Source organism: Streptomyces sp. cg36, assembly GCF_041080675.1.
Lineage (GTDB): Bacteria > Actinomycetota > Actinomycetes > Streptomycetales > Streptomycetaceae > Streptomyces.
Genome location: NZ_CP163520.1, coordinates 1,366,411 through 1,387,616, shown reverse-complemented (window position 1 = coordinate 1,387,616; position 21,206 = coordinate 1,366,411). Strand labels below are relative to the sequence as shown.

The following is a 21,206-nucleotide window of genomic DNA, read 5'->3' as shown; positions in this document are numbered from 1 at the left end:
CCCTCGGCGCGGCACACATGACGGGCGGGGGAGCGGATCCCCCGCCCGTCACTCGCTCTCCGCGCGGAACGCCGCCCGCAGCTCCTCCCTGAGCGAGCGCTGGAACGCGGTGACCAGCGCCTGCACCACCATCGGCTGCATATGGGCCGACAGCGACCGCATCGCCGCCACGTGGTCGGGGTCCGACTCCCGCTCCCGGTACGGGTTCCACACCTCGTCGCGGAAGAGCCGGGTCAGCTCGTGCGCGGCCGAGCGGGTGTGTTCGAGCAGCACGGTCCGGGCCGCCAGGATCGTCTCGTGGGCGATCGGCACGTCCAGCAGCTGCACCCCGAGCGCGAGCAGCCCCGGGTCCACCAGGAACGCCCCGGTCCCGCCCTCGGTGCGCTCCAGCACGCTCATCGCGGCCAGCCGGTCGAGGTCGGTGTCGGACAGCGCCCGCCCGGCCCGCCGCTCCAGCTCGGCCCGGGTGGTCTCCTCGGCGGCGTCCGGTGCCCAGGAGGCGACCACGGCCCGGTGGATGGCCAGGTCGTGCGCGCTCAGATCGGCCGGCAACTGCTCCAGGTACCGCTCGATGGCGGCCAGCGTCATGCCGTGGTGCTGCAACTCCTCGATGAGGGCGAGCCGGGACAGGTGCGCCGGGCCGTAGTGGCCGACCCGGCGCGGTCCGATCGCGGGCGGCGGCAGCAGCCCGCGCGTGCTGTAGAAACGGATGGTGCGTACGGTGACCCCGGCCCGCGCGGCCAGTTCGTCGACCGTCAGGGTCGGCTCCTCGGTCTCCGTCGCCATGGCGGTGCCTCGTTTCCCCGGGTGCGCGGACTGCGATGCAACAGTATTGCTGTCTCACCACTGTTGTCACCCACCCGGGTCAGCGGGCCACCGCGACTCAGCCGCCCGCGACCAGCGGGTAGTGGTCGGAGAGGTTGGTGTACGTGTAGCTCTTGCCCCAACTGCTCACGGTCCAGGGCGCCGACTCCTCCTTGACCACGTTGTTGTTCCAGCCCGAGGGCCGCGCGTGCCCCTGGTAGTGGAGCACGTAGTCCAGGTCCTCGCGGGCCTCGCCGGGGTAGCGGTAGGCGGCGATCGAGTTCTCGACGGTGTCGAACGAGTAGGTGTGGCCGGTGCGCGAGTCCGCCGCGACCAGTCCGCCGTCGGTGAGCATCGAGGCGTACTCGGAGCCGTGCGAGTCGACGTTCAGGTCACCGGCGAGCATGACCTGCTCGTTGGCCGGGATGTTCTTGGCGTCGAGGAACGACTTGACCGCCTTGAGCTGGAGCGAGCGGTCCTTGGCCGCCTCGCCCGCGCCGCAGCCGGAGTCGGTGGACTGCAGATGGGTGCCGACGACGTGCACCTTGGTGCCGTTGACGTTCAGGACGACGTACGCGATGCCCTTGTTGGACCACCAGTCGGCGCCGCAGGCGTCCTTGAAGATCATCTGCTCCTTGCGCACGATCGGCCACTTGCTGAGCACGGTGACGCCGCCGTCCTCGGGCGTGGTCGAGGAGTACGAACCGCTGGTGGCGTCCCAGCCGTCCTTGGACCGGCCGACGACCGGGGTCTGGTACGGGTACTGGGCGGCGGCGTTCCGCTTCAGCGCGTCCGAGGTGGTGTTGTCGAACGACTCCTGGAGCACGACCACGTCGTTGCCCTGGAAGAAGCCGGCGGCCGGTATGGCCTGCGCCCGGTGCTCCTGGCCCCAGTTGGGGTACAGGTTGGTGCTCATCATGAAGGTGTTGTACGTGAGGACCTTCAGCTTGGGCGTCTCCGCCGGGGCAGCGGTGGCGGCCGAGGCCGAGGGGGCGGCGGTGGCCAGCGTGACGGCCGTGAGCGCGGCGGCGAGGGCCGCGCCGGGGACACGGCGCAGAGCGGAGTGCGGCACAGAAAACTCCCGTGGGAAGAGTGGGGGGTTGGACTGGCGCGCACATCAAAGCAGCTGGAGTTACCTCGGGGTAACCGTCGTGCGACCACTGCCTTGACCGATTTCAATGATCAGAACAACAAGATCGGGACAATGGGGTCGAGGCGGTGGGGCGAGGCGGTGGGGCGGGGCTTGCGCGGGTGGGAGGCGGGGCGGTCGGGAAGTGGCCGTTGGGGTATCAGATATCAAAATATGTCATCTGATATCTGATATTCCTGGATGCATGAGCGAGAGCCGCACCTCCACCGCCCCCGACCCCATCCCGCCGCCCCCCGGCGGCGTCCTGTGGAGCCTCGCCGGGGACGTGCGGACGCTGCTCACGCTGCCCGCCGCGTTCACCCTCCAGGTGGCGCACCCGGCCGTCGGCGCCGGGGTCGACGAGCACTCGGTGTTCCGGACCGACCCCTGGGGCCGCGGCGAACGCTCGCTGCGCTCGCTCCAGCTGTGGGTCTACGGGGGAGAGGAGGCGGCCGAGGAGGGGCGGCGGCTGCGCGAGGTGCACCGGACCGTGCGGGGCACCGACCCCCGGGGCCGCCGCTACCACGCCCTCACCCCGGCCAACTACGCCTGGGTGCACGCCACCGGCTACCCCGTCTTCACCCACTCCCAGAAGTACCTCGGCCGCCCCTTCACCGAGGCCCAGGAGCGGCGGATGTACGCGGAGTGGCTGCGGGTCGGCCGGATCCTGGGGATCCGCGACCGGGACATGCCGCAGACCATCGAGGAGTTCTGGCCGTACTACCGCAAGGTGCTCGCCGACGAGATCGCCACCAACCCCGTGGTCGAGGAGCTGCTGTCGACCGGGGCGCGGGTGCCCGCCCCCGACCGGGGGCCGCTGCCCGTACGGCTGGTGCTGCGGCTGCTCTGGCCCGTGCTGCTGCCGCGCTATCTGCGCCTGCGGCGCTTCCTCTCCATCGGCTTCCTGCCGCCCGACGCGCGTGCGGCGCTGGGGCTCGAATGGAGCGACGCGCAGGAGCGGAAGCTGCGCCGGCTCGGCCGGGTGGTGCGGGCCGTCGTGCCCGTGCTGCCCGAGCGGCTGCGCTACCTCCCGCTCGCACGCAGGGCGCGGGCCCGCCGCCGGGCCGCCGCCCGCCGCCGGGTCACGCCGAGGCCCGCCGCACCAGCGCCGTCTCGGTGATCACCGAGCTCGGCCCCGGGCCCCCGTCGGCCGCGCCGCGCAGCAGCAGCCGCGCCATCAGCCGGCCCATCCCTTCTATGTCCTGGCGGACGGTGGTCAGCGGCGGGTCGGTCGTCTCGGCCACCCCGCTCATGTCGTCGAAGCCGACCACCGCCACGTCCTCGGGCACCCGGCGCCCGCGCTCGCGCAGCACGCGCAACGCACCCGACGCCATCAGGTCGTTGGCGGCGAACACCGCGTCCAGGTCCGGGCGCCGCTCCAGCAGCCGGGCCATCGCGCGGGCCCCGCTCTCCACCGTGAAGGCGCCCTCCTCCACCAGCTCCGCGGCCGGGCCGGGCAGCACGTCGCGGTAGCCGTCGAGCCGGTCGGTGGCCGAAGTCTGGTCGCGCGGGCCGCAGATGTGGGCGATCCGGGTGCGGCCGAGCGCGAGCAGATGGCGCACGGCCGCCCGCGCGCCGCCCCGGTTGTCGGCGTCCACGTACGCCACCGGCTCCTCGTCCGGTGCCACCGTCCAGCCCGGGCGGCCCCCGTACACCGTGGGCACCCGGGCGCGGCGGGCCATCGCGGGCAGCGGGTCGTCGGTGTGCAGCGAGAAGGCCAGCGCGCCGTCCACGTGGCCGCCCGCCAGATAGCGCGCGATCCGGTCGTAGTCGCCCGGCCCCTCCACCAGGAGCAGCACCAACTGGGTGTCGTGCGCGGTCAGTTCCTTGCTGATGCCCCGGATCTGCTGGGAGAAGAACGGATCGGAGAAGATCCGGACCTCCGGCTCGGCGATGATCACGGCGACGGCCTCGGTGCGCCGGGTCACCAGGGTGCGGGCGGCGTGGTTGGGCACGTAACCGAGCTCCTCGACCGCCCGGCGCACCTTGTCGACGAGCGGCGGCCGTACGCCCGTGCCGCCGTTGACCACCCGGGAGGCGGTGGCCCGGGAGACCCCGGCCCGCGCCGCGACGGCTTCCAGGGTGGGCCGGGACCCGGCGTACTGCTCGGTCAAGGCGGCTGCTCCTCGGGCGCGGCGGGTGCGCGGCGCACGGCGGTGCGCCGCGGCTCAGGCTAGCGGGTGCCAAGTCCCGTCCGAGGGCCGTCCGATGGTTGCCCGGCGCCGCCGGGGGCAGGCGCACACGGTGGGCGGGCGCGGGCTCCGCGGTCGCACCCGCCCACCGCGGACGGGATCAGCGGTGGTCGTGGATCGAGTTCGTCGCCGCGATCTTCTGCCAGGACTTGGGCTGGACCGCCCGCGCACCGGAGGCGAGCGCCACCCTCGCCTTCTTCGCGGCCGGGGCGCCCGGCCGCGTCGGCTGGTAGAGCCAGGTGTCGAAGAGCTGGGCGAGCGGCTTGCCCGACGCCTTCTCGGCGTACGCCACGAAGTCGCCGACGTTGGCGTTGCCGTACCGGTGGGCGGTGGGCCAGCCCTTGAGGATGGCGAAGAAGCTCTTGTCGCCGACCGCGTTGCGCAGCGCCTGGATCGCGAGCGCGCCCCGGTCGTAGACGGCCAGGTCGAACTGGTTGTCCGGGCCCGGGTCGCCCGGCTTGACCTTCCAGAACGGGTCGTCGGCCGGGTGCTGCGCGTACACGTAGTCCGCGAGCTCCTGCGCGGTGCCCTCGCCCTCCTTCTCCGACCAGAGCCACTGGGCGTAGCGGGCGAAGCCCTCGTTGTTCCAGATGTCCTTCCAGCCGTCGACCGAGACGCTGTCGCCGTACCACTGGTGGGCCAGTTCGTGGACGACCACCGAGACGTTGGCGCCGTTCGCGAACTGCTTGGGGCTGTAGTACGGCCGCGTCTGGGTCTCCAGGGCGAAGCCCGAGGTCACATTGGGCACATAGCCGCCGACCGAGTTGAAGGGGTAGGGGCCGTAGAGGCCGGTCAGCCACTCGGCGACCTCCTTGGTGCGCTCGACGCTGGCGCGCGCGGCGCCGTCGTTGTCACCGAGGTCCTTGCTGTACGCGTTGATGACCGGCAGCCCGTTGGCGAGCGTGTCGGTGGTGATGTCGAACTTGCCGATCGCCAGCGTCGTCAGATACGTGGCCTGCGGCTTGTTGGAGCGCCAGTTGTAGCGGGTCCAGCCGCGCGCCGAACTCTGCGACTGGAGCGTGCCGTTGCTGACCGCCTGGGTGCCGTCGGGCACCAGTACCGACACGTCGAAGGTGGCCTTGTCCAGCGGGTGGTCGTTGGAGGGGAACCACCAGACGGCCGAGTCGGGCTCCTGGGCCGCGACGCCGCCGTCCGGGGTGCGGTGCCAGGCCGTGTACCCGGCGATGCTGAGCTCGGACGGCTTGCCCGCGTACTTCACCACCACCGTGACCGACCGGCCCTTGGTGAGCGGCGCGGCCGGGGTGATCTCCAGCTCCTGGGTGCCGGACTTGGCGAACGTCGCCTTGGAGCCGTTGACCAGCACCTCGCTGACCTTGAGCCCGAAGTCGAGGTTGAAGCGGGAGAGGTTCTGGGTGGTGGTGGCGAGGATCGTGGCCGTGCCTTCGAGGAGGTCGGTGGCCGGCTGGTACTTCAGTCTCAGGTCGTAGTGGGAGACGTCGTAGCCGCCGTTGCCGCTGCTCGGGTAGTAGGGGTCGCCGATACCCGGCGCACCCGGGGTGAAGTCCGTGGCCGATGCCGGGATCGCCAGCAGCAGGGACGCGGCGAGCACGCTCGGGGCGATGATTTTGCGGTGCACGAGTGCTCCAAGTCGTCGGGGTGCACGATCTCTTCGGACCCTATTCAGCGCTCCGTGCGCGGGTCATGTCCATGGCCCCTCCTGTCACACGATCGCCATTGCGCCGACATGATGACTTGCCCGCACCGGGCTCACTTCTGGACCTTGTCTGCCCTCTTTTGCGCGGGAGTTGACAGGAGTAGCGTCCGCGCATGCCGATTGCTGCGCGGTCCATCCGCACGAGGTTTCGATCGCTCCGGTCGCCCGCCCGGGCGCGTCTGCTGGTCGTGGCGGTCGCCGCCGCCCTGACGGCCGTGTTCCTCACCCCGCTGGGCGCCCAGGCGGCCCGCGCCAAGGAGAGCCGGCCCGTCTACTCGTACGCGAACGCGATACGCGAGTCCGTCTGGGTCGACACCGGCCTCGACGAGGACCGCGACGGCCGCACCGACCGGGTCGCCGTCGACATAGTCCGCCCCCGCGAGCCCGCCGCGCAGGGCCGCCGGGTTCCGGTCATCATGGACGCCTCCCCGTACTACTCCTGCTGCGGGCGCGGCAACGAGAGCCAGCTCAAGACGTACGACGCCCAGGGCGACGTCGTCCAGATGCCGCTCTTCTACGACAACTACTTCGTCCCGCGCGGCTACGCCTTCATCGGCGTCGACCTGGCCGGAACCAATCGCTCGGACGGCTGCGTCGACATCGGCGGCCCCTCCGACGTGGCGTCCGCCAAGGCCGTCGTCGACTGGCTCAACGGCCGCGCCCGCGGCTACACCACCCGCACCGGCACCCAGCGCGCCGCGGCGAGCTGGAGCAACGGCCGCACCGGCATGATCGGCAAGAGCTGGGACGGCACCATAGCCAACGGCGTGGCCGCCACCGGGGTCGAGGGACTCAAGACGATCGTCCCGATCAGCTCCATATCCTCCTGGTACGACTACTACTTCGCCAAGGGCGCCCCGCTCTACGACTCCGGCCCCGACTGGCTCAGCAACTACGTCGAGAGCCCCCAGGCACAGGCCCACTGCGCCGCCGTGCAGCAGGAGCTCGTCGACGGGGCGCCGCGCACCGGCGACTGGACCCCGCTGTGGAGCGGGCGCGACTACGCGGCCGAGGCGGGCAAGGTCAGGGCGAGCGTCTTCGTCGTGCACGGCATGCAGGACCTGAACGTGCGCACCAAGAACTTCGGCCAGTGGTGGGACGCGCTGGCCGCGCACGGCGTCGAGCGCAAGATCTGGCTCTCCCAGACCGGCCACGTCGACCCCTTCGACTACCGCCGCGCGGACTGGGTCGCCACCCTCCACCAGTGGTTCGACCACTACCTCCTCGGCTACGACAACGGCATCGAGCGGCAGCCGATGGCCGACGTCGAGCGCCACCCCGACCAGTGGTCCACCGACCGGAGCTGGCCCCCGGCGGGCACCCGGGACGCCGTGCTGCGCCCGCTGCCCGGTGCCGCGCCCGGCGTGGGCGGCCTCGGCACCACCGCGGCGCCCGCGGGCGCGAGCGAGACGTTCACCGACGACCCCGCGGTCGACGAGACCGGCTGGGCCGCCGCCGTGGACCGGCCGACCGCCGAGAAGGCCGGGTTCCTCAGCAAGCCGCTCACCCAGGACCTGCGCCTGTCCGGCTCCTCCCGGGTCACCGTCACCGCCACCCCGACCACCACCAGCGCCCATCTCTCGGCGGTCCTGGTCGACCTCGGGCCGGACACCATCCGCGACTACGCGGGCGCGGGCGCGGGCATCCTCACCGGCACCGACCGCACCTGCTGGGGCGACAGCACCGCCGGGGACAGCGCCTGCTACAAGGTGACCAGCGCCGCCAAGAAGGCCGTCGACTACACGGTGTTCAGCCGGGGCTGGGCCGACCTCGGCCACTACGCGGGCGGCACCGGCCGTCCGCTCACCCCGGGCACGCCGTACACGATCACCCTCGACCTGCACGCCACCGACCACGTCGTCCCGGCCGGACACCGTCTCGCGCTGATCGTCGCGGGCACCGACCGGGACCTCATCGACCCGCCCGCCAGCCGTCCCACCCTCACCCTGGACCTCACCCGCACCGCCGCGAACCTGCCGCTGGTCGGCGGCGTGCGGGCGTTCGTGAAGGCCACCTCCGGCACGCCCGCCCGGGTCGCCCCGGCGCTCTCGCACCCGGCGGGCGTGGCGGGCCCGCGTCCGGCCACGCCGGTCCCGGGAGAACGGTGAGGGGCCGCACCCTGGTCCTGGGCCTGACCGGGGCCGCGCTCGCCGTGCCCCTGGTCACGGCCCCGGCCCGGGCCACCTCCGCCGAGCCCCGCACCGGCTTCGAGACGAGCGCCGGGGCGCGCTGGACCGGCCAGGACGAGGAGCAGGAGTTCCTGGCCGCCGTCGACCGGGGCAGCGACCGCGCCTCGGTGCGGCGGATCGGCACCACCAGCCAGGGCCGCCCGCTCCAGCTGGTCCGGGTCGGCACCGGGCGCACCCCCGGCCGGGTCCTGCTGGTGTGCAGCCAGCACGGTGACGAACCGGCGGGCCGCGAGGCGTGTCTGACCACCGTCCGCGACCTCGCGTTCGCCCGGGACCGGGCCACCCGGCAACTGCTGGCGCGCACCACGTTCTACGTGGTGCCGACCGCCAACCCGGACGGCCGGGCCGCCGGCACCCGCGTCAACGCCGAGGGCGTCGACGTCAACCGCGACCACATCGCGCTGCGGACGGCCGAGGCGCGGGCCGTGGCGGGCGTGCTGCGCGACGAGCACCCGGACGTCGTCTACGACCTGCACGAGTACGGGGCCACGCCCGGGTACTACGACAAGGACCTGTTCGACCTGTGGCCGCGCAACCTCAACACCGACGGCGCGGTGCACGAGGAGGCCCGGACGCTGTCGGCGGCGTACGTGCGCGCGGCGGCCCACGCGGACGGCTTCTCCACCGGCACCTACGGCATCTGGACCGACCCCGTCACCGGCGAACCCGTCAAACAGGTCGCGGGCGACGGTCAGGAGCGGATCCTGCGCAACACGGCGGGCATCAAGCACGCGGTGGGCCTGCTCGTCGAGAGCCGGGCCGACCCGGCCACCGACGCCGAACGGGCCGACCCGGCGGTCAACCGCAGACGCCGGGTGATCTCCCAGCTCAGCGGGGTGCGCGGGCTGCTCTCCTTCACCGCGGAGCGCACCGGCCGGATCGCGGCGGCCACCGGGGCCGCCCGGCTCGCCGGATACCGCGACCGGGGGCCGGTCTACCTCGGCGGGGCGGACAACGAACCCGCCACCGCCGGGCAGACCCTGGCCGACCCGCCCTGCGGCTACCGCCTCACCCCGGCCCAGTACGCCGAGGTCAAGGACCGGCTCGCGCTCCACGGCGTCCAGGTGCGGCGGTCCGGCGACGGCGCGTTCGTCCCGCTGCGCCAGTCGCTGCGGGCCCTCGTGCCGCTGCTGCTCGACGCCCGGGCGCAGTACGGGCTGACGGCGGCCGAACCCGTCACGCGCTGCTGAGCCGCGGCCGGGTCCTCAGCGGAGGGGAGCGCGGGAGGTGGCCAGGGCGGCTGCCTCCCGCGCACATCCCCAGGCCACCGTGACCCCGGCGCCGCCGTGGCCGTAGTGGTGCACCAACAGGCCGCCCGACGCGGTGCGTTCGGCCTCGATGCGCACCCCCGCGTCCCGTACCGGCCGCAGCCCCGCCCGGTGGGCCAGCACCCGCGCCCCGGCGATCTCCGGGCGCACCCGCGCGCACCGGGCCACGATCGCCGCGGCCGTGCGCGGGTCGGGGGCGAGGTCCCACTCGTCCTCGTGCGCGGTGCCGCCGAGCAGCAGCCCGTACGGCTGGGGGAAGAAGTAGGTGCTCTCGGCGCCGTGGTCGACGCTGGTGTACCACTCGCGCACCCCGGGGTTCTCCACGACCACCAACTGGCCCCGCACCGGCCGCACTCCCGGGTCCGGCACCAGCTCGCGGGCGCCGAGGCCCGTGCAGTTGACCACCACCGGCGCCGCGGGGAACGTGTCGGCCGCCCGGCTCTCCACGGTGCCGCCCGCCGCCTCCAGACGGCGGCGCAGCCAGGCCAGATGGACCGGCATGTCGATCAGCGGAAGCCGCGCGCGCACCCCCTCGGGGGTCTCGGCGAGCCCCGCCACCCGGGCCGCCCACGGCCCCAGTCCGGCGAGGCGCAGCCCGCCGTGCAGCCCCTCGACGAGCCGCACCCCGGTGCTCTCCGGCTCGGCGGCCAGCTCCTCGTAGACCCGCAGGGAGGCCAGCGCCCACGCGCCGACCCGGTCGGCGGGCTCGATGCGGTACGGCCACCACAGCGCCCCCGCCACCGCCGACGTCGTCTCCCCGGCCGGATCCCGGCTCCACACCCGCACCTGACGGCCGGACTCCGCGAGGACGACGGCCGTCGTCAGACCGATGACACCCGCACCCAGCACGATGATCTGATCGCTCATGCCCGGACGGTAGCGGAATGGGTGATGCCGTGCTCGGATCGGCCGACGGAGGGGAATACTCCCGGCATGTCTGCCGCGTACGCGTCCTTCGGACTGGCCCCCGCGATGCGGGCGGGCGAAGTCCCGGGCAACGGATCACCGCAGCTGCACCGCGAGTTCATGGACTTCGTCGTCGACGGCCGTCCCCTGCTGCTCCAGCTCGCCGACCTCGACGCCGTCTCGCCGCTCGCCGCCGACGTGCCGCCCGCCATCCTGAGCGCCCAGGTCAGCAGTCTGCTCCTGGAGTCCGAACCGCCGCTCGCCGACGGGCGGTACGTGGTGTACGCCTGCCCCGAGTGCGAGGACCTGGCGTGCGGCGCGGTCACCGCCGTCATCGAGCGGTCCGGGGACGACATCGTCTGGCGCGACTTCGCCTGGCAGACCGAGCCCGCGCTCGACCTGGAGCGCGACGGCTACCACGGGATAGGCCCGTTCCGCTTCCGCGCCGAGGAGTACAGAGCCGCCCTGGAACGGCTGCTCGCGGAGGAGCCGCCCCGGCGCCGGGTGCTGCTCATCGGCGCCCGCGCCGCCGTCCTCGGCAGACTCGCCGCCGCGCTGCGCTCCATCGGCATCGGCGCGGACATCGCCCACGACGTGACCCGCGCCAGCCCCGACGAGCTGACCACCTACGGCGCCGTCGCCTTCGGCCGGGCCGTCCCGGACGCCGAACGGGCGGCGGTGCGGGCCGCGTTCGCCCGCGCCCGCGCCCACCCGGCGTACGTGACCGGCCTGGCGCCCATCACCCCGCTCCTGGTCGCCCAGCTGGAACAGGCCCTGGACCGCACCCCGTTCGCCCAGCGCAGGCTGCTGGAGCTCGGCGCGAACCCCGAGGAGGCCCTGCTCACCGTCGGCGCGACCTGCCGGGTCCGGCTCACCGCGTACCGCCTCGACCGGCTGCACCGCCTCCACACCCGCGAGGTCCTCGACACGGTCCTCGACCCCGGTCGCCACCGCGTCCCGCTGGACGCGCGACTGATGCGCGGCGAGTCCTTCCTGGTGGCGCGGACCACCGGCGGGGTGATCACGACGGCGGTACGGAGCTGAAACGGTCCGCCGCGACGGGCCCCGCCCGGGCCGCCCGCCGCCCCGGCCCGGCGCCCGGTCTACGGGAGCCCGCCCGCACGCCAGTAGGATCGGCCACCTCATGACTGCCACACTCGTCGCCAAGGACCTCGCCGCCGGCCACGGCGACCGCACGCTCTTCGCCGGGCTCGACCTCGTCGTCGCCCCCGGCGACGTCATCGGCCTCGTCGGCGCCAACGGGGCCGGGAAGTCCTCCCTGCTCCGGCTGCTCGCCGGGCTCGACACGCCCGAGGAGGGCGAGCTGCGGCTCTCGCCGCCCGGCGCCAGTGTCGGCCACCTCCCGCAGGAGCCGGACCGGCGGCCCGGCGAGACCGTGCGCGCCTTCCTGCACCGGCGCACCGGGGTGGCCGACGCCCAGGCCGCCATGGACGCCGCCACCGAGGCGCTGGTCGAGGGCGCGCCCGGCAGCGACGACGCCTACGCGGAGAGCCTGGAGCGCTGGCTCGCGCTCGGCGGCGCCGACCTGGACGAGCGGGCCGAGGAAGTGGCCGGATCGCTGCGGCTGACCGTGGGCCTGGACCAGCCGATGACCGCGCTCTCCGGCGGCCAGGCCGCCCGCGCGGGGCTCGCCTCGCTGCTGCTCTCGCGCTATGACGTGTTCCTGCTCGACGAGCCGACCAACGACCTCGACCTGGACGGCCTAGAGCGCCTGGAGGCGTTCGTGAAGGGCCTGCGGGCGGGCACGGTCGTGGTCAGCCACGACCGCGAGTTCCTCACCCGCACGGTCACCAAGGTCCTCGAACTCGACCTCGCCCAGCAGCAGATCACCCTCTACGGCGGTGGCTACGAGGCGTACCTGGAGGAGCGGGCCACCGCCCGCCGCCACGCCCGCGAGGACTACGAGGAGTACGCGGACAAGAAGTCCGCCCTGGAGGGCCGCGCGCTGATGCAGCGCGGCTGGATGGACAAGGGCACCAAGAACGCCCGCCGCAAGGCCGGGGACAACGACAAGATCGGCCGCAAGTTCCGCAGCGACTCCAGTGAGAAGCAGGCGGCCAAGGCCCGTCAGACCCAGCGCATGATCGAGCGCCTGGACGTCGTCGACGAGCCCCGCAAGGAGTGGGAGCTGCGGATGGAGATCGCCTCCGCGCCCCGCTCGGGCGCGGTCGTGGCGGGCCTGGTCGGGGCCGAGGTCCGGCGCGGCGACTACACCTTCGGCCCGGCCACGCTCCAGATCGACTGGGCCGACCGCGTCGCGATCACCGGCGCCAACGGCGCGGGCAAGTCCACCCTGCTCGCCGCGCTCCTGGGCCGGCTGCCCCTGGACGCGGGCCGTGCCACGCTCGGCTCCGGCGTCGTGGTCGGCGAGGTCGACCAGGCGCGCGGGCTCTTCGTCGGCGAGCAGTCCCTGCTGGAGGCGTTCTGCGCGGCCGTCCCGGACACCGAGCCCGGCGACGTGCGCACCCTGCTCGCCAAGTTCGGGCTGCGCGCCGACCACGTGCTGCGCCCGGCCACCTCGCTCTCCCCGGGCGAGCGCACCCGGGCCGCCCTCGCCCTGCTCCAGGGCCGGGGCGTGAACCTGCTGGTCCTGGACGAGCCGACCAACCACCTCGACCTCCCGGCCATCGAGCAGCTGGAGTCCGCCCTCGACTCGTACACCGGCACCCTGCTCCTGGTCACCCACGACCGGCGGATGCTGGACGCGGTGCGCACCAACCGGCGCGTCGAGGTCGCCGACGGCAAGGTGACCGAGCACTGAGCCCCCGCCCCTCCCCACGCGGGCGGAGGCGCGGGCACGCCCTTGCGGCGGTGGCGGCCGGTCCGCGCGTACGGTGATCGCGTGGACCGCGCGCGCGACCGACTGCAGGCCGTCCTGGAGGCACTGCCCCGGGCGGCGATCGTGCAAGGCGGCGACGAGCACGTGGTCGCCGTCAACCGCCGCTTCGTCGAGATGTTCGACCTGGCGGAGGTCGACCACGCCCCGGGCGCCCCGCTGACGCCGGTGGTCGACGCGGTCGTCGCCCACTTCGCCGAGCGCCCGGCCTGGCTCGTGGAGGGCACCGCCGCCATCGTCGCCCGCCGGGTGCACCGGGCCGCCGAGGTCTCGCTGGTCGACGGCCGGACGGTGCGGCGGGACGTGGAGCCGCTCTTCGACCCGGACGGCAGACCGTTCGGCTCGCTGTGGACGGCCGAGGACATCACCGAGCAGAAGCGCCGCGAACACGCGCTGCGGCGCGACAACGAGGCGTTCGCGGAGCTCGCCCGCCGCCGCAACGAGTTCCTCGCCTCCGCCTCGCACAATCTGCGCACCCCGCTGACCTCGATCATCAGCTTCTGCGACCTGCTGGCCGACCCGGCCTCCGGCTCGCTCGGCCCCGACCAGCGCGCCTTCCTGGACACCATCCGCCGCAACGCGGTGCGGATGGCCTCCGTGGTCACCACCCTGCTCGACACCACCCGGATGCGGGCCCCGCAGCCGCTCCTGGAGTTCGGCCGGGTCGACGTCCCCCGGATGCTGGAGCACGCCGTCCTCGACCACGCGCCCGCGCTCGGCGCGGCGGACCTCTTCACCGTCCTGGACTGCGCTCCGGGACCGGCGCTGTACGGGGACGAGCACCGCCTGGAGCAGGTGCTGGCCAATCTGCTGGAGAACGCGGCCAAGTTCACCCCGCCCGGCGGCAGCGTCCGCGTCGAGGCCGCGCCGGACGGCGACAGCTGGCGGATCGCGGTCCGCGACACCGGCATCGGGGTGCCCGAGGAGTACCGGGAGGAGATCTTCGCCGGGTTCGTAAGGGCCCCCAACGCCGAACGCGGCGGCTACCCCGGCACCGGCCTCGGCCTCGCCTTCAGCCGCGACGTCGTGCGCCGCCACGGGGGCGACCTCGGCGTCACCGGCGCGCCCGGCGGGGGAGCGCTCTTCGTCGTGCGGCTGCCGGTCGACGGCCCCGGCGAGGAGGCGGCCGGATGACCCGGATCCTGATCGTCGAGGACGAGCCGGACGTGGCGGCGGCGCTGCGGGTGCTGCTGGGACGGGCCGGATACGAGGTGGTGGCCGCCGCCGACGGCCGCGAGGGGCTGCGCCGGCTCTTCGCGGACGCGCCCGACCTGATGGTGCTCGACATCGGGCTGCCCGGGCTCGACGGCTGGCAGGTGCTGGAGCGGACCCGGGACATGACCGATCTGCCGGTGCTGCTGCTGACCGCGCGCGGCGCCGAGAGCGACCGGGTGCGGGGGCTGCGCGCCGGGGCCGACGACTACCTGCCCAAACCGTTCGGCAACGAGGAGCTCCTCGCCCGGGTCGAGGCGCTGCTGCGGCGCGCCTCGCCCGCGCGCTGGGCCGGGGCCGCGCAGGACGAGTCGCTGCGGCTGGTGCCCGAGCGGCGCTCGGCGGTGTGGCGGGGCGAGGAGGTCCGCCTCAGCGACATCGAGTACCGGCTGCTCCAGGTGCTCGTCCGCAACCGGGGCCGGGTCGTCACCACCGACCAGCTCCTCGACCTGGTCTGGGACGACCCGCAGGGCATCGGCCGCGACCGGGTGAAGTTCGCGGTGCTGCGGGTGCGCCGCAAGCTGAAGGAGGCGGCGGACGGGCCGGACTCCGACCCGATCGAGGCGGTGCGGGGGATGGGCTACCGCTACCGGGGGGACCAAGGTCCCTGATCCCGGGCGGGCCGAAAGTCCTTGTTTTCCGGTGTGGGTGGTTTCGCAACCTTCGGGCAACCGAACGCTATCCGTCCGGGCAACGGACGAAGGCCACCTTGTGGGACGTCCTCGTCGGTCCGTCCCCGGAGTCCCCGTGTCTGCCCTGCCGCCCCGCAGCATCGCCGTCGTCCTCGGCACCCGCCCCGAGCTGGTCAAGCTCACCGAGCTGATCCGGCTGCTCGGACCCGCCGCGCACGTCGTGCACACCGGGCAGCACTACGACGAGGAGCTCTCCGGCCGCTTCCTCACCGACCTCGGCATCCCCGAGCCGACCTACCTCACCGGCATCGGCGGACAGCCCCGCGCGCTCCAGATCTCGGCGGGCCTCGCCCAGCTCGACGCGCTCTTCCTGGCCGAGCCGCCGCTCGCCGTGGTCGTCCAGGGCGACACCAACGCGTCGCTCGCCGGGGCGCTGGCCGCCAACGCGCGCGCCATCCCGCTGGTCCACGTCGAGGCCGGGCTGCGCAGCCACGACCGGAACATGCCCGAGGAGCACAACCGGATCCTGATCGACCGGCTCGCCGACGTGCTGTGCGCGGCCACCCCGGAGAACCGCGACAACCTGCTGGCCGAGGGGATCGACGCGGCGCTCGTACGGGTCACCGGCAACACCGTGGTCGAGGCGGTCCACAGCCAGCTGCCGGGCGCCGGCGCGCGGACCGCGCACCTGGACGGCCTGGGCCTGGTCCCGGACGGCTTCGTGCTGGCCACCGTGCACCGCCCGGAGAACACCGACGACGCCGCGGCCCTGCGCGCCATCCTCACCGAGCTGGCCGCGCTCGCCGCCGAGGTGCCGGTGGTCCTGCCGCTGCACCCGCGCACCCGGGCCCGGATCGAGGCGGCCGGTCTCGCCGGGCTGCTGGCGCCGCTGCGGGTGACCCGCCCGCTCGGCTACCGCGACTTCCTGGCCCTGGCCCGGCACGCGGCCCTGCTGGTCTCCGACTCCGGCGGCGTCCAGGAGGAGGTGACGGTGCTCGGCCGCCCGCTCGTGGTGGTCCGCAACTCCACCGAACGCCCCGAGGCGATGGCCGACTTCGCGACGCTGGTCGCGCCCGGCCCGGAGCTCGGACGCGCCGCCCGCGCGGCCCTGGCGCTCGGCCCGGCGGGCCGGGCCCGCCTCGCGGCCCTGCCGAGCCCGTTCGGCGACGGCCTCGCCTCGCAGCGGATCGTGGAGCTGCTGGGGGAGCTGGTCACGTCCCGCTCCGAGCTGTACGCGGCGGTGTAGGCGCGACCCTCCACCGCCCAGCCGCCCGCCCGGACGCCGTGGGCGCCCGTCCCGCGCCTTGCGCGCCCCTGCCTGGGCAGTCGCGCAGCGCGCCGTGAGCGCCACGCCGAAGCGCCCGGACGGCCCCTCCCCCCTCCCCGAACCACCGGAAAGCCGCATGTTCGACAGCCTCTTCATATTCCTCTTCCCGTTCCTCCTCCTGGCCTGCTTCCTCCTCTACTGGGCCGGGGCCCGGCACGCGTACCTGAACCGGCCGGAGGCCGAGGCCGGTGACTCCGCCGCGCTCGACTGGCACTTCTTCGTGCCGTGCCGGGACGAGGAGGCCGTGGTCGGCACGACCGTCTCCCAGCTGCGCGCCGACTTCCCGGCCGCCCACGTCTGGGTCATCGACGACGACAGCGACGACCGGACCGGGCTGATCGTCGCCGGGCTCGCCGAGGACGACCGGCGGGTCCACCTCGTACGCCGGGTGCGCCCCGAGGCCCGTACCGGCAAGGGCGACGCGCTGAACGCCGCGTACGACCAGCTCGGCGAGTTCCTGCCCGAGGGCGCCGACCGCGACCGCGTCGTGGTGTGCGTGGTGGACGCCGACGGGCGGCTGGACCCGCGCGCCCTCGAACTCGTCTCGGGCCCGGCCGCGTTCGGGGACCCGGAGGTCGGCGGGGTGCAGGTCAGCGTGCGGATGCGGAACGTGGACGACCCGCGCCCGCTGCCGGAGCGCGGCCGGGTGCGCAACGCCTTCGCCCGGGTGCTGGTCCGCGTCCAGGACATGGAGTTCGCGGTCTCCAACGCGGGCATGCAGCTGCTGCGCGTCCGCACCGGTTCGGTGGGGCTCGGCGGCAACGGCCAGTTCACCCGGCTCTCCGCGCTCGACCGGATCGCCGACGCCGAGCGCCGCCCGTGGCAGCGCGGCGCGCTCCTGGAGGACTACGAGCTCGGCCTGCACATGATCCTCGCGGGGTACCGCATCACCCACGTCGCCGACACCTGGGTCTCGCAGGAGGGCCTGCCGCACGCCCGGCGGCTGCTCACCCAGCGCACCCGCTGGGCGCAGGGCAACCTCCAGTGCGTGCGCTACGCCCCGCGCATCGTCTCGTCCCGCCACTACGGCGGCCGGGGCGTCCTGGAGACGCTGTACACCTTCTGCCAGCCGGTGGCGCACCTGTTCACGCTCGTGCTGATGGCGGCGATGCTGGTGCTGGGCGGGCTCGGCTCGCTCGCCCTGTGGCCGCTCACGCTGGGCCTGGCGGCGCTGGCCATCGGCCCGTTCGTGCTGTGGGGCCCGGTCTACCGCCGCGACCACGCCCCGGACGCCAAGCGCCTGACCGCGCTGCTGTGGGGCTTCGCGCTGTGGCTCTACGCGTACCACCTGTTCATCGTGTCCGCGCGCGCCTTCGTGCGGATGCTGCGGGGCCGCAACGGCTGGGCCAAGACCCGCCGCAACGCGGAGCAGGTCACCTCGGGCCCGGTGGCCCTGGAGGCGTGACCGCCGCCGCCACAGCGGGCAGCCGGAGTGGCGCGGGCGGGCACGGCGGCGCCCCGCCGACGGGTCGCCGCTCGCCCACCCGCACCGGTCGGGGGCTCGCCCGGACGCGGGACCGCCTCGGCGGACCCGCGGCCGGACTCACCCCACTGCGGGCGGTCAGCGACGGCCCTTCGGGTCGAGCAGGCCCGCCTTGCGCAGCGCGTCCGCCATCGCCCCGCCCGCCGGAGGCGGCGCGGACTGGCGGCCACCGCGGTCCCGGTTGCCGCCGCCACCGCCGCCCCGCTGCTGCTGGCGCTGCTGGGGAGGCCGCCCGCCCCGCTCCCGCTCCCGCTTCGGCCCGCCGCCCGAGGCGCCCGCTCCCGTCTCGTCGTTGAGCCGCAGCGTCAGCGAGATGCGCTTGCGCGGCACGTCGACGTCCAGGACCTTCACCCTGACGATGTCGCCGGGCTTGACCACCTCGCGCGGGTCCTTCACGAACTTGTCGGAGAGCGCCGAGACGTGCGCGAGCCCGTCCTGGTGCACACCGATGTCGATGAACGCGCCGAACGCCGCCACATTGGTGACCACGCCCTCCAGGACCATCCCCGGCTCCAGGTCGCCGATCTTCTCGACGCCCTCCTTGAAGGTGGCCGTCTTGAAGGCCGGACGCGGGTCGCGCCCCGGCTTCTCCAGCTCGCGCAGGATGTCGGTGACCGTCGGCAGACCGAAGGTCTCGTCCACGAACGCGTCCGGCCGCAGGGAGCGCAGCACCGCCGTGTTGCCGATGAGCGCCGCGACCTCGCTGCCCGACGTCTTCACCATCCGGCGCACCACCGGATACGCCTCGGGGTGCACGCTGGAGGAGTCCAGCGGGTCGTCGCCGCCGCGGATCCGCAGGAAGCCCGCACACTGCTCGTACGCCTTGGGGCCCAGCCGGGCCACGTCCTTGAGGGCCTTGCGGGAGCGGAAGGGGCCGTTGGCGTCGCGGTGGGCCACGATGTTCTCGGCGAGGCCGGAGCTGATGCCGGAGACCCGCGAGAGCAGCGGCGCGGACGCGGTGTTGACGTCCACCCCCACCCCGTTCACACAGTCCTCCACGACCGCGTCGAGCGAGCGGGAGAGCTTCACCTCGGAGAGGTCGTGCTGGTACTGGCCGACGCCGATGGACTTGGGGTCGATCTTCACCAGCTCGGCGAGCGGGTCCTGGAGGCGGCGGGCGATGGAGACCGCGCCGCGCAGCGACACGTCCATGCCGGGCAGCTCCTGGGAGGCGAACGCCGACGCCGAGTACACCGAGGCGCCCGCCTCGGAGACCATCACCTTGGTGAGCTTCAACTCCGGGTGCCTGGTGATGAGTTCACCGGCGAGCTTGTCGGTCTCGCGGGAGGCCGTGCCGTTGCCGATGGCGACCAGCTCCACCGCGTGCTCCTCGGCGAGCCGCGCCAGCTTCGCGAGCGCCTCGTCCCACCGGTTCGCCGGGACGTGCGGGTGGATCACGTCGGTCGCCACGACCTTGCCGGTGGCGTCCACGACGGCCACCTTCACGCCGGTGCGGAACCCGGGGTCCAGGCCCAGCGTCGCGCGCGTGCCGGCCGGGGCGGCGAGCAGCAGGTCGCGCAGGTTGGAGGCGAAGACCCGCACCGCCTCGTCCTCGGCGGCCGTGCGCAGCCGCAGCCGCAGGTCGATGCCGAGGTGGACCAGGATCCGGGTGCGCCACGCCCAACGGACGGTGTCCGCCAGCCACTTGTCGCCCGGACGGCCCCGGTCCGCGATGCCGAAGCGGCGGGCCACCATGTTCTCGTACGTCGAGGGGCCGGGGGCCTCGGAGGGCTCCTCGGGCTCCAGGACGAGGTCGAGGACGTCCTCCTTCTCGCCCCGCAGCATCGCCAGGACGCGGTGCGAGGGCAGCGCGGTGAACGGCTCGGCGAAGTCGAAGTAGTCGGCGAACTTGGCGCCCGCCTCCTCCTTGCCGGCACGCACCTTCGCGGTGAGCCGGCCCTTGGTCCACATGCGCTCGCGGACCTCGCCGATCAGGTCGGCGTCCTCCGAGAACCGCTCGGCGAGGATGGCGCGGGCGCCGTCCAGGGCCGCAGCCGGGTCGGCCACGCCCTTGTCCGCGTCCACGAAGGCCGCGGCGGCGGCCGTCGGGTCGGCCGTCGGGTCGGTCAGCAGGCCCTCGGCGAGCGGCTCCAGGCCCGCCTCGCGCGCGATCTGCGCCTTGGTGCGCCGCTTGGGCTTGAAGGGCAGGTAGATGTCCTCCAGGCGCGCCTTGGTGTCGGCGGCGCGGATCCGCCGCTCCAGCTCCTCGGTGAGCCTGCCCTGTTCGCGGACCGAGTCGAGGACCGCCGCGCGGCGGTCCTCCAGCTCGCGCAGATACCGCAGCCGCTCCTCCAGGGTGCGCAGCTGGGCGTCGTCGAGCATCTCGGTCGCTTCCTTGCGGTAGCGCGCGATGAACGGCACGGTCGATCCGCCGTCGAGCAGCTCGACCGCGGCCTTCACCTGCCGCTCCCGTACGCCGAGTTCCTCGGCGATCCTGCCTTCGATGGACGTCGTCACGATCCCGTACCGCCTTCTCGCAGAGCTTGAGGCGCCATTGTGGCAGGCGGCACCGACAAACTCCGGGCAGCCCCGGCCGCCCGGCCCCGACCGCTCAGCCCTTGCCGACGAGGTCGGCCGGGAACGCTCCGGCCGCCGCGGCCGTCATCAGCAGGCCCCGGGCCAGCTCGGTCAGCCGGGCCACGCCGTCCTCGCCGAGGAGTTCGTAGGGGGCGCGGTCGAGCCGGTCGGTGCGGTCCTCGATCGCGGCCCGCAGCGCCGTGCCCGCGTCGGTGAGCTCGCCCTCGGCGTCGAGCAGGCCGCGCCCGCGCAGCCGGCCGGCCGCCGCCTCCCAGTCGGCGCGCCGCCAGCCGCGCGAGCCCAGCACCCAGCGCGGCGCCATGCCCTTGCCGGTCGCGGTGTGGCTGACCAGCGCCTCCAGCGGGTCGAGCTCCGCGTCGAGCAGGGCCATGAGATGGCCGTCCCCGCGGTGTTCGCGCAGCAGGGTCGCCGCGTGCCAGTACGCCAGGTGGGCCTCCTCGGGCACCGGCAGGTCGGCGTGGGCGGCGTAGAGCGGGCGGGCGTGCGCGGTGCAGCCCTCGGCGGCGCGCAGGGCGAGCCGCGCCGCCTCGGCCATCTCGGCGGAGGCCAGCACCTCCTCGCCGAGCAGCCGCCGCAGGGTGGCGTCGGCGGCGCGCAGCCGGGCCGCCAGGACCTGCTCGGGGGAGGCGGTCCGCCACACGGCGGGCACGTGGGCGGCGACCAGTGCCGGGTTGAAGTTGTAGAAGGCGGCGGTGACGGTGCCGGGGCCGACCGCGCCCATGGCGGCGGCGCGCCCGGCGAAGTAGGCGGCGCGCTCGTCCGTGACGCCGAGGGCCGTGAGCTCCTTGGTGTAGTCGGCGGAGAAGTACACGGTCGAGTGGATCGGGTTGATCGCGTTGTGGCAGCGGCGGCCGGCGCGCGGCGGGAGAGACGTCATGCCTGCACGTTACCGACTGGTCGGTACGGAGTGAAGCCCCGGTGTGCGGGAGCCATGGCAGGAAAGGTGGGAAGCTCGTCATTGCGGACACGCGCGCGCCGCCGAAGAATCGTGGGC

The 21,206-nt window shown here is 74.1% G+C and carries 16 protein-coding genes; 9 read left to right on the top strand and 7 right to left on the bottom strand.

The features are described 5' to 3' along the window. Positions 1-48: 48 nt before the first annotated feature. Positions 49-786 (bottom strand): MerR family transcriptional regulator, encoded by a 738-nt coding sequence (locus AB5J87_RS06200; RefSeq protein ID WP_369374816.1) that lies wholly within the window; start codon positions 784-786, stop codon positions 49-51. A 97-nt stretch (positions 787-883) separates the two neighbouring features. Beyond that, a complete protein-coding gene (sph, locus tag AB5J87_RS06195; RefSeq protein WP_369374814.1) occupies positions 884-1,876 on the bottom strand; it encodes a sphingomyelin phosphodiesterase in 993 nt (330 codons plus the stop codon). A 262-nt stretch (positions 1,877-2,138) separates the two neighbouring features. On the opposite strand from sph, the gene AB5J87_RS06190 reads away from it, so the two are divergent. After that, positions 2,139-3,053 (top strand): oxygenase MpaB family protein, encoded by a 915-nt coding sequence (locus AB5J87_RS06190; protein WP_369374812.1) that lies wholly within the window; start codon positions 2,139-2,141, stop codon positions 3,051-3,053. On the opposite strand, the gene AB5J87_RS06185 is transcribed toward AB5J87_RS06190, so the two are convergent. Together AB5J87_RS06185 and AB5J87_RS06180 are read right to left on the bottom strand one after the other, a co-directional pair. Beyond that, entirely contained in the window at positions 3,016-4,047 is a 1,032-nt protein-coding gene (locus AB5J87_RS06185; protein WP_369374810.1) for a LacI family DNA-binding transcriptional regulator, read from the bottom strand. The genes AB5J87_RS06190 and AB5J87_RS06185 overlap by 38 nt on opposite strands. A gap of 178 nt (positions 4,048-4,225) precedes the next feature. Continuing rightward, positions 4,226-5,722, bottom strand: coding sequence for a M1 family metallopeptidase (locus tag AB5J87_RS06180; RefSeq protein WP_369374808.1), 1,497 nt, complete (start codon positions 5,720-5,722; stop codon positions 4,226-4,228). Between the two features lie 191 nt (positions 5,723-5,913). On the opposite strand from AB5J87_RS06180, the gene AB5J87_RS06175 reads away from it, so the two are divergent. After that, a complete protein-coding gene (locus tag AB5J87_RS06175) occupies positions 5,914-7,908 on the top strand; it encodes a Xaa-Pro dipeptidyl-peptidase (protein WP_369374806.1) in 1,995 nt (664 codons plus the stop codon). Further along, positions 7,905-9,179, top strand: coding sequence for a M14 family metallocarboxypeptidase (locus AB5J87_RS06170; protein WP_369374804.1), 1,275 nt, complete (start codon positions 7,905-7,907; stop codon positions 9,177-9,179). The genes AB5J87_RS06175 and AB5J87_RS06170 overlap by 4 nt, the downstream gene beginning before the upstream one ends. A 15-nt stretch (positions 9,180-9,194) precedes the next feature. On the opposite strand, the gene AB5J87_RS06165 is transcribed toward AB5J87_RS06170, so the two are convergent. After that, positions 9,195-10,124, bottom strand: a complete 930-nt coding sequence (locus AB5J87_RS06165) for an FAD-dependent oxidoreductase (RefSeq protein ID WP_369374802.1) — start codon at positions 10,122-10,124, stop codon at positions 9,195-9,197. A gap of 66 nt (positions 10,125-10,190) precedes the next feature. Between AB5J87_RS06165 and AB5J87_RS06160 the strand changes: the two genes are divergently transcribed. From AB5J87_RS06160 to AB5J87_RS06135, 6 genes are all read left to right on the top strand, one after another. Then, a complete protein-coding gene (locus AB5J87_RS06160) occupies positions 10,191-11,207 on the top strand; it encodes an oxidoreductase (RefSeq protein ID WP_369374799.1) in 1,017 nt (338 codons plus the stop codon). Positions 11,208-11,307: 100 nt separating this feature from the next. Continuing rightward, entirely contained in the window at positions 11,308-12,945 is a 1,638-nt protein-coding gene (locus AB5J87_RS06155) for an ABC-F family ATP-binding cassette domain-containing protein (RefSeq protein ID WP_369374797.1), read from the top strand. 81 nt (positions 12,946-13,026) lie between these two features. Continuing rightward, positions 13,027-14,154, top strand: a complete 1,128-nt coding sequence (locus AB5J87_RS06150; protein WP_369374795.1) for an ATP-binding protein — start codon at positions 13,027-13,029, stop codon at positions 14,152-14,154. Continuing rightward, positions 14,151-14,843 carry a response regulator transcription factor gene (locus AB5J87_RS06145; RefSeq protein WP_369374793.1) on the top strand — a complete coding sequence of 231 codons (693 nt, stop codon included), beginning with the start codon at positions 14,151-14,153 and terminating at the stop codon, positions 14,841-14,843. Before AB5J87_RS06150 ends, AB5J87_RS06145 begins: the two co-directional genes overlap by 4 nt. Positions 14,844-14,979: 136 nt before the next feature. Next, on the top strand, positions 14,980-16,110 hold the full coding sequence (gene wecB / locus AB5J87_RS06140) for a non-hydrolyzing UDP-N-acetylglucosamine 2-epimerase (protein ID WP_369374791.1): 1,131 nt from the start codon (positions 14,980-14,982) through the stop codon (positions 16,108-16,110). Positions 16,111-16,267: 157 nt separating this feature from the next. Beyond that, the gene (locus tag AB5J87_RS06135; protein ID WP_369374789.1) at positions 16,268-17,596 is read left to right on the top strand and encodes a glycosyltransferase; all 1,329 of its coding nucleotides are present in this window, start codon (positions 16,268-16,270) and stop codon (positions 17,594-17,596) included. 156 nt (positions 17,597-17,752) lie between these two features. Here AB5J87_RS06135 and AB5J87_RS06130 read toward each other — a convergent pair whose 3' ends face one another. Both AB5J87_RS06130 and AB5J87_RS06125 read right to left on the bottom strand, forming a co-directional pair. Then, positions 17,753-20,131: a Tex family protein gene (locus tag AB5J87_RS06130; RefSeq protein WP_369374787.1), complete on the bottom strand. Its 2,379-nt coding sequence runs from the start codon at positions 20,129-20,131 to the stop codon at positions 17,753-17,755. Positions 20,132-20,225: 94 nt separating this feature from the next. Beyond that, positions 20,226-21,089, bottom strand: a complete 864-nt coding sequence (locus AB5J87_RS06125; protein ID WP_369374785.1) for a hypothetical protein — start codon at positions 21,087-21,089, stop codon at positions 20,226-20,228. Positions 21,090-21,206: the final 117 nt, after the last annotated feature.

Excerpts from the sequence above, each read along its gene's own strand:
- AB5J87_RS06200 (WP_369374816.1), bottom strand. The coding sequence starts at position 786 with ATGGCGACGGAGACCGAGGAGCCGACCCTGACGGTCGACGAACTGGCC.
- AB5J87_RS06190 (WP_369374812.1), top strand. The coding sequence starts at position 2,139 with ATGAGCGAGAGCCGCACCTCCACCGCCCCCGACCCCATCCCGCCGCCC.
- AB5J87_RS06175 (WP_369374806.1), top strand. The coding sequence starts at position 5,914 with ATGCCGATTGCTGCGCGGTCCATCCGCACGAGGTTTCGATCGCTCCGG.
- AB5J87_RS06165 (WP_369374802.1), bottom strand. The coding sequence starts at position 10,124 with ATGAGCGATCAGATCATCGTGCTGGGTGCGGGTGTCATCGGTCTGACG.
- AB5J87_RS06160 (WP_369374799.1), top strand. The coding sequence starts at position 10,191 with ATGTCTGCCGCGTACGCGTCCTTCGGACTGGCCCCCGCGATGCGGGCG.
- AB5J87_RS06155 (WP_369374797.1), top strand. The coding sequence starts at position 11,308 with ATGACTGCCACACTCGTCGCCAAGGACCTCGCCGCCGGCCACGGCGAC.
- AB5J87_RS06145 (WP_369374793.1), top strand. The coding sequence starts at position 14,151 with ATGACCCGGATCCTGATCGTCGAGGACGAGCCGGACGTGGCGGCGGCG.
- AB5J87_RS06135 (WP_369374789.1), top strand. The coding sequence starts at position 16,268 with ATGTTCGACAGCCTCTTCATATTCCTCTTCCCGTTCCTCCTCCTGGCC.
- AB5J87_RS06125 (WP_369374785.1), bottom strand. The coding sequence starts at position 21,089 with ATGACGTCTCTCCCGCCGCGCGCCGGCCGCCGCTGCCACAACGCGATC.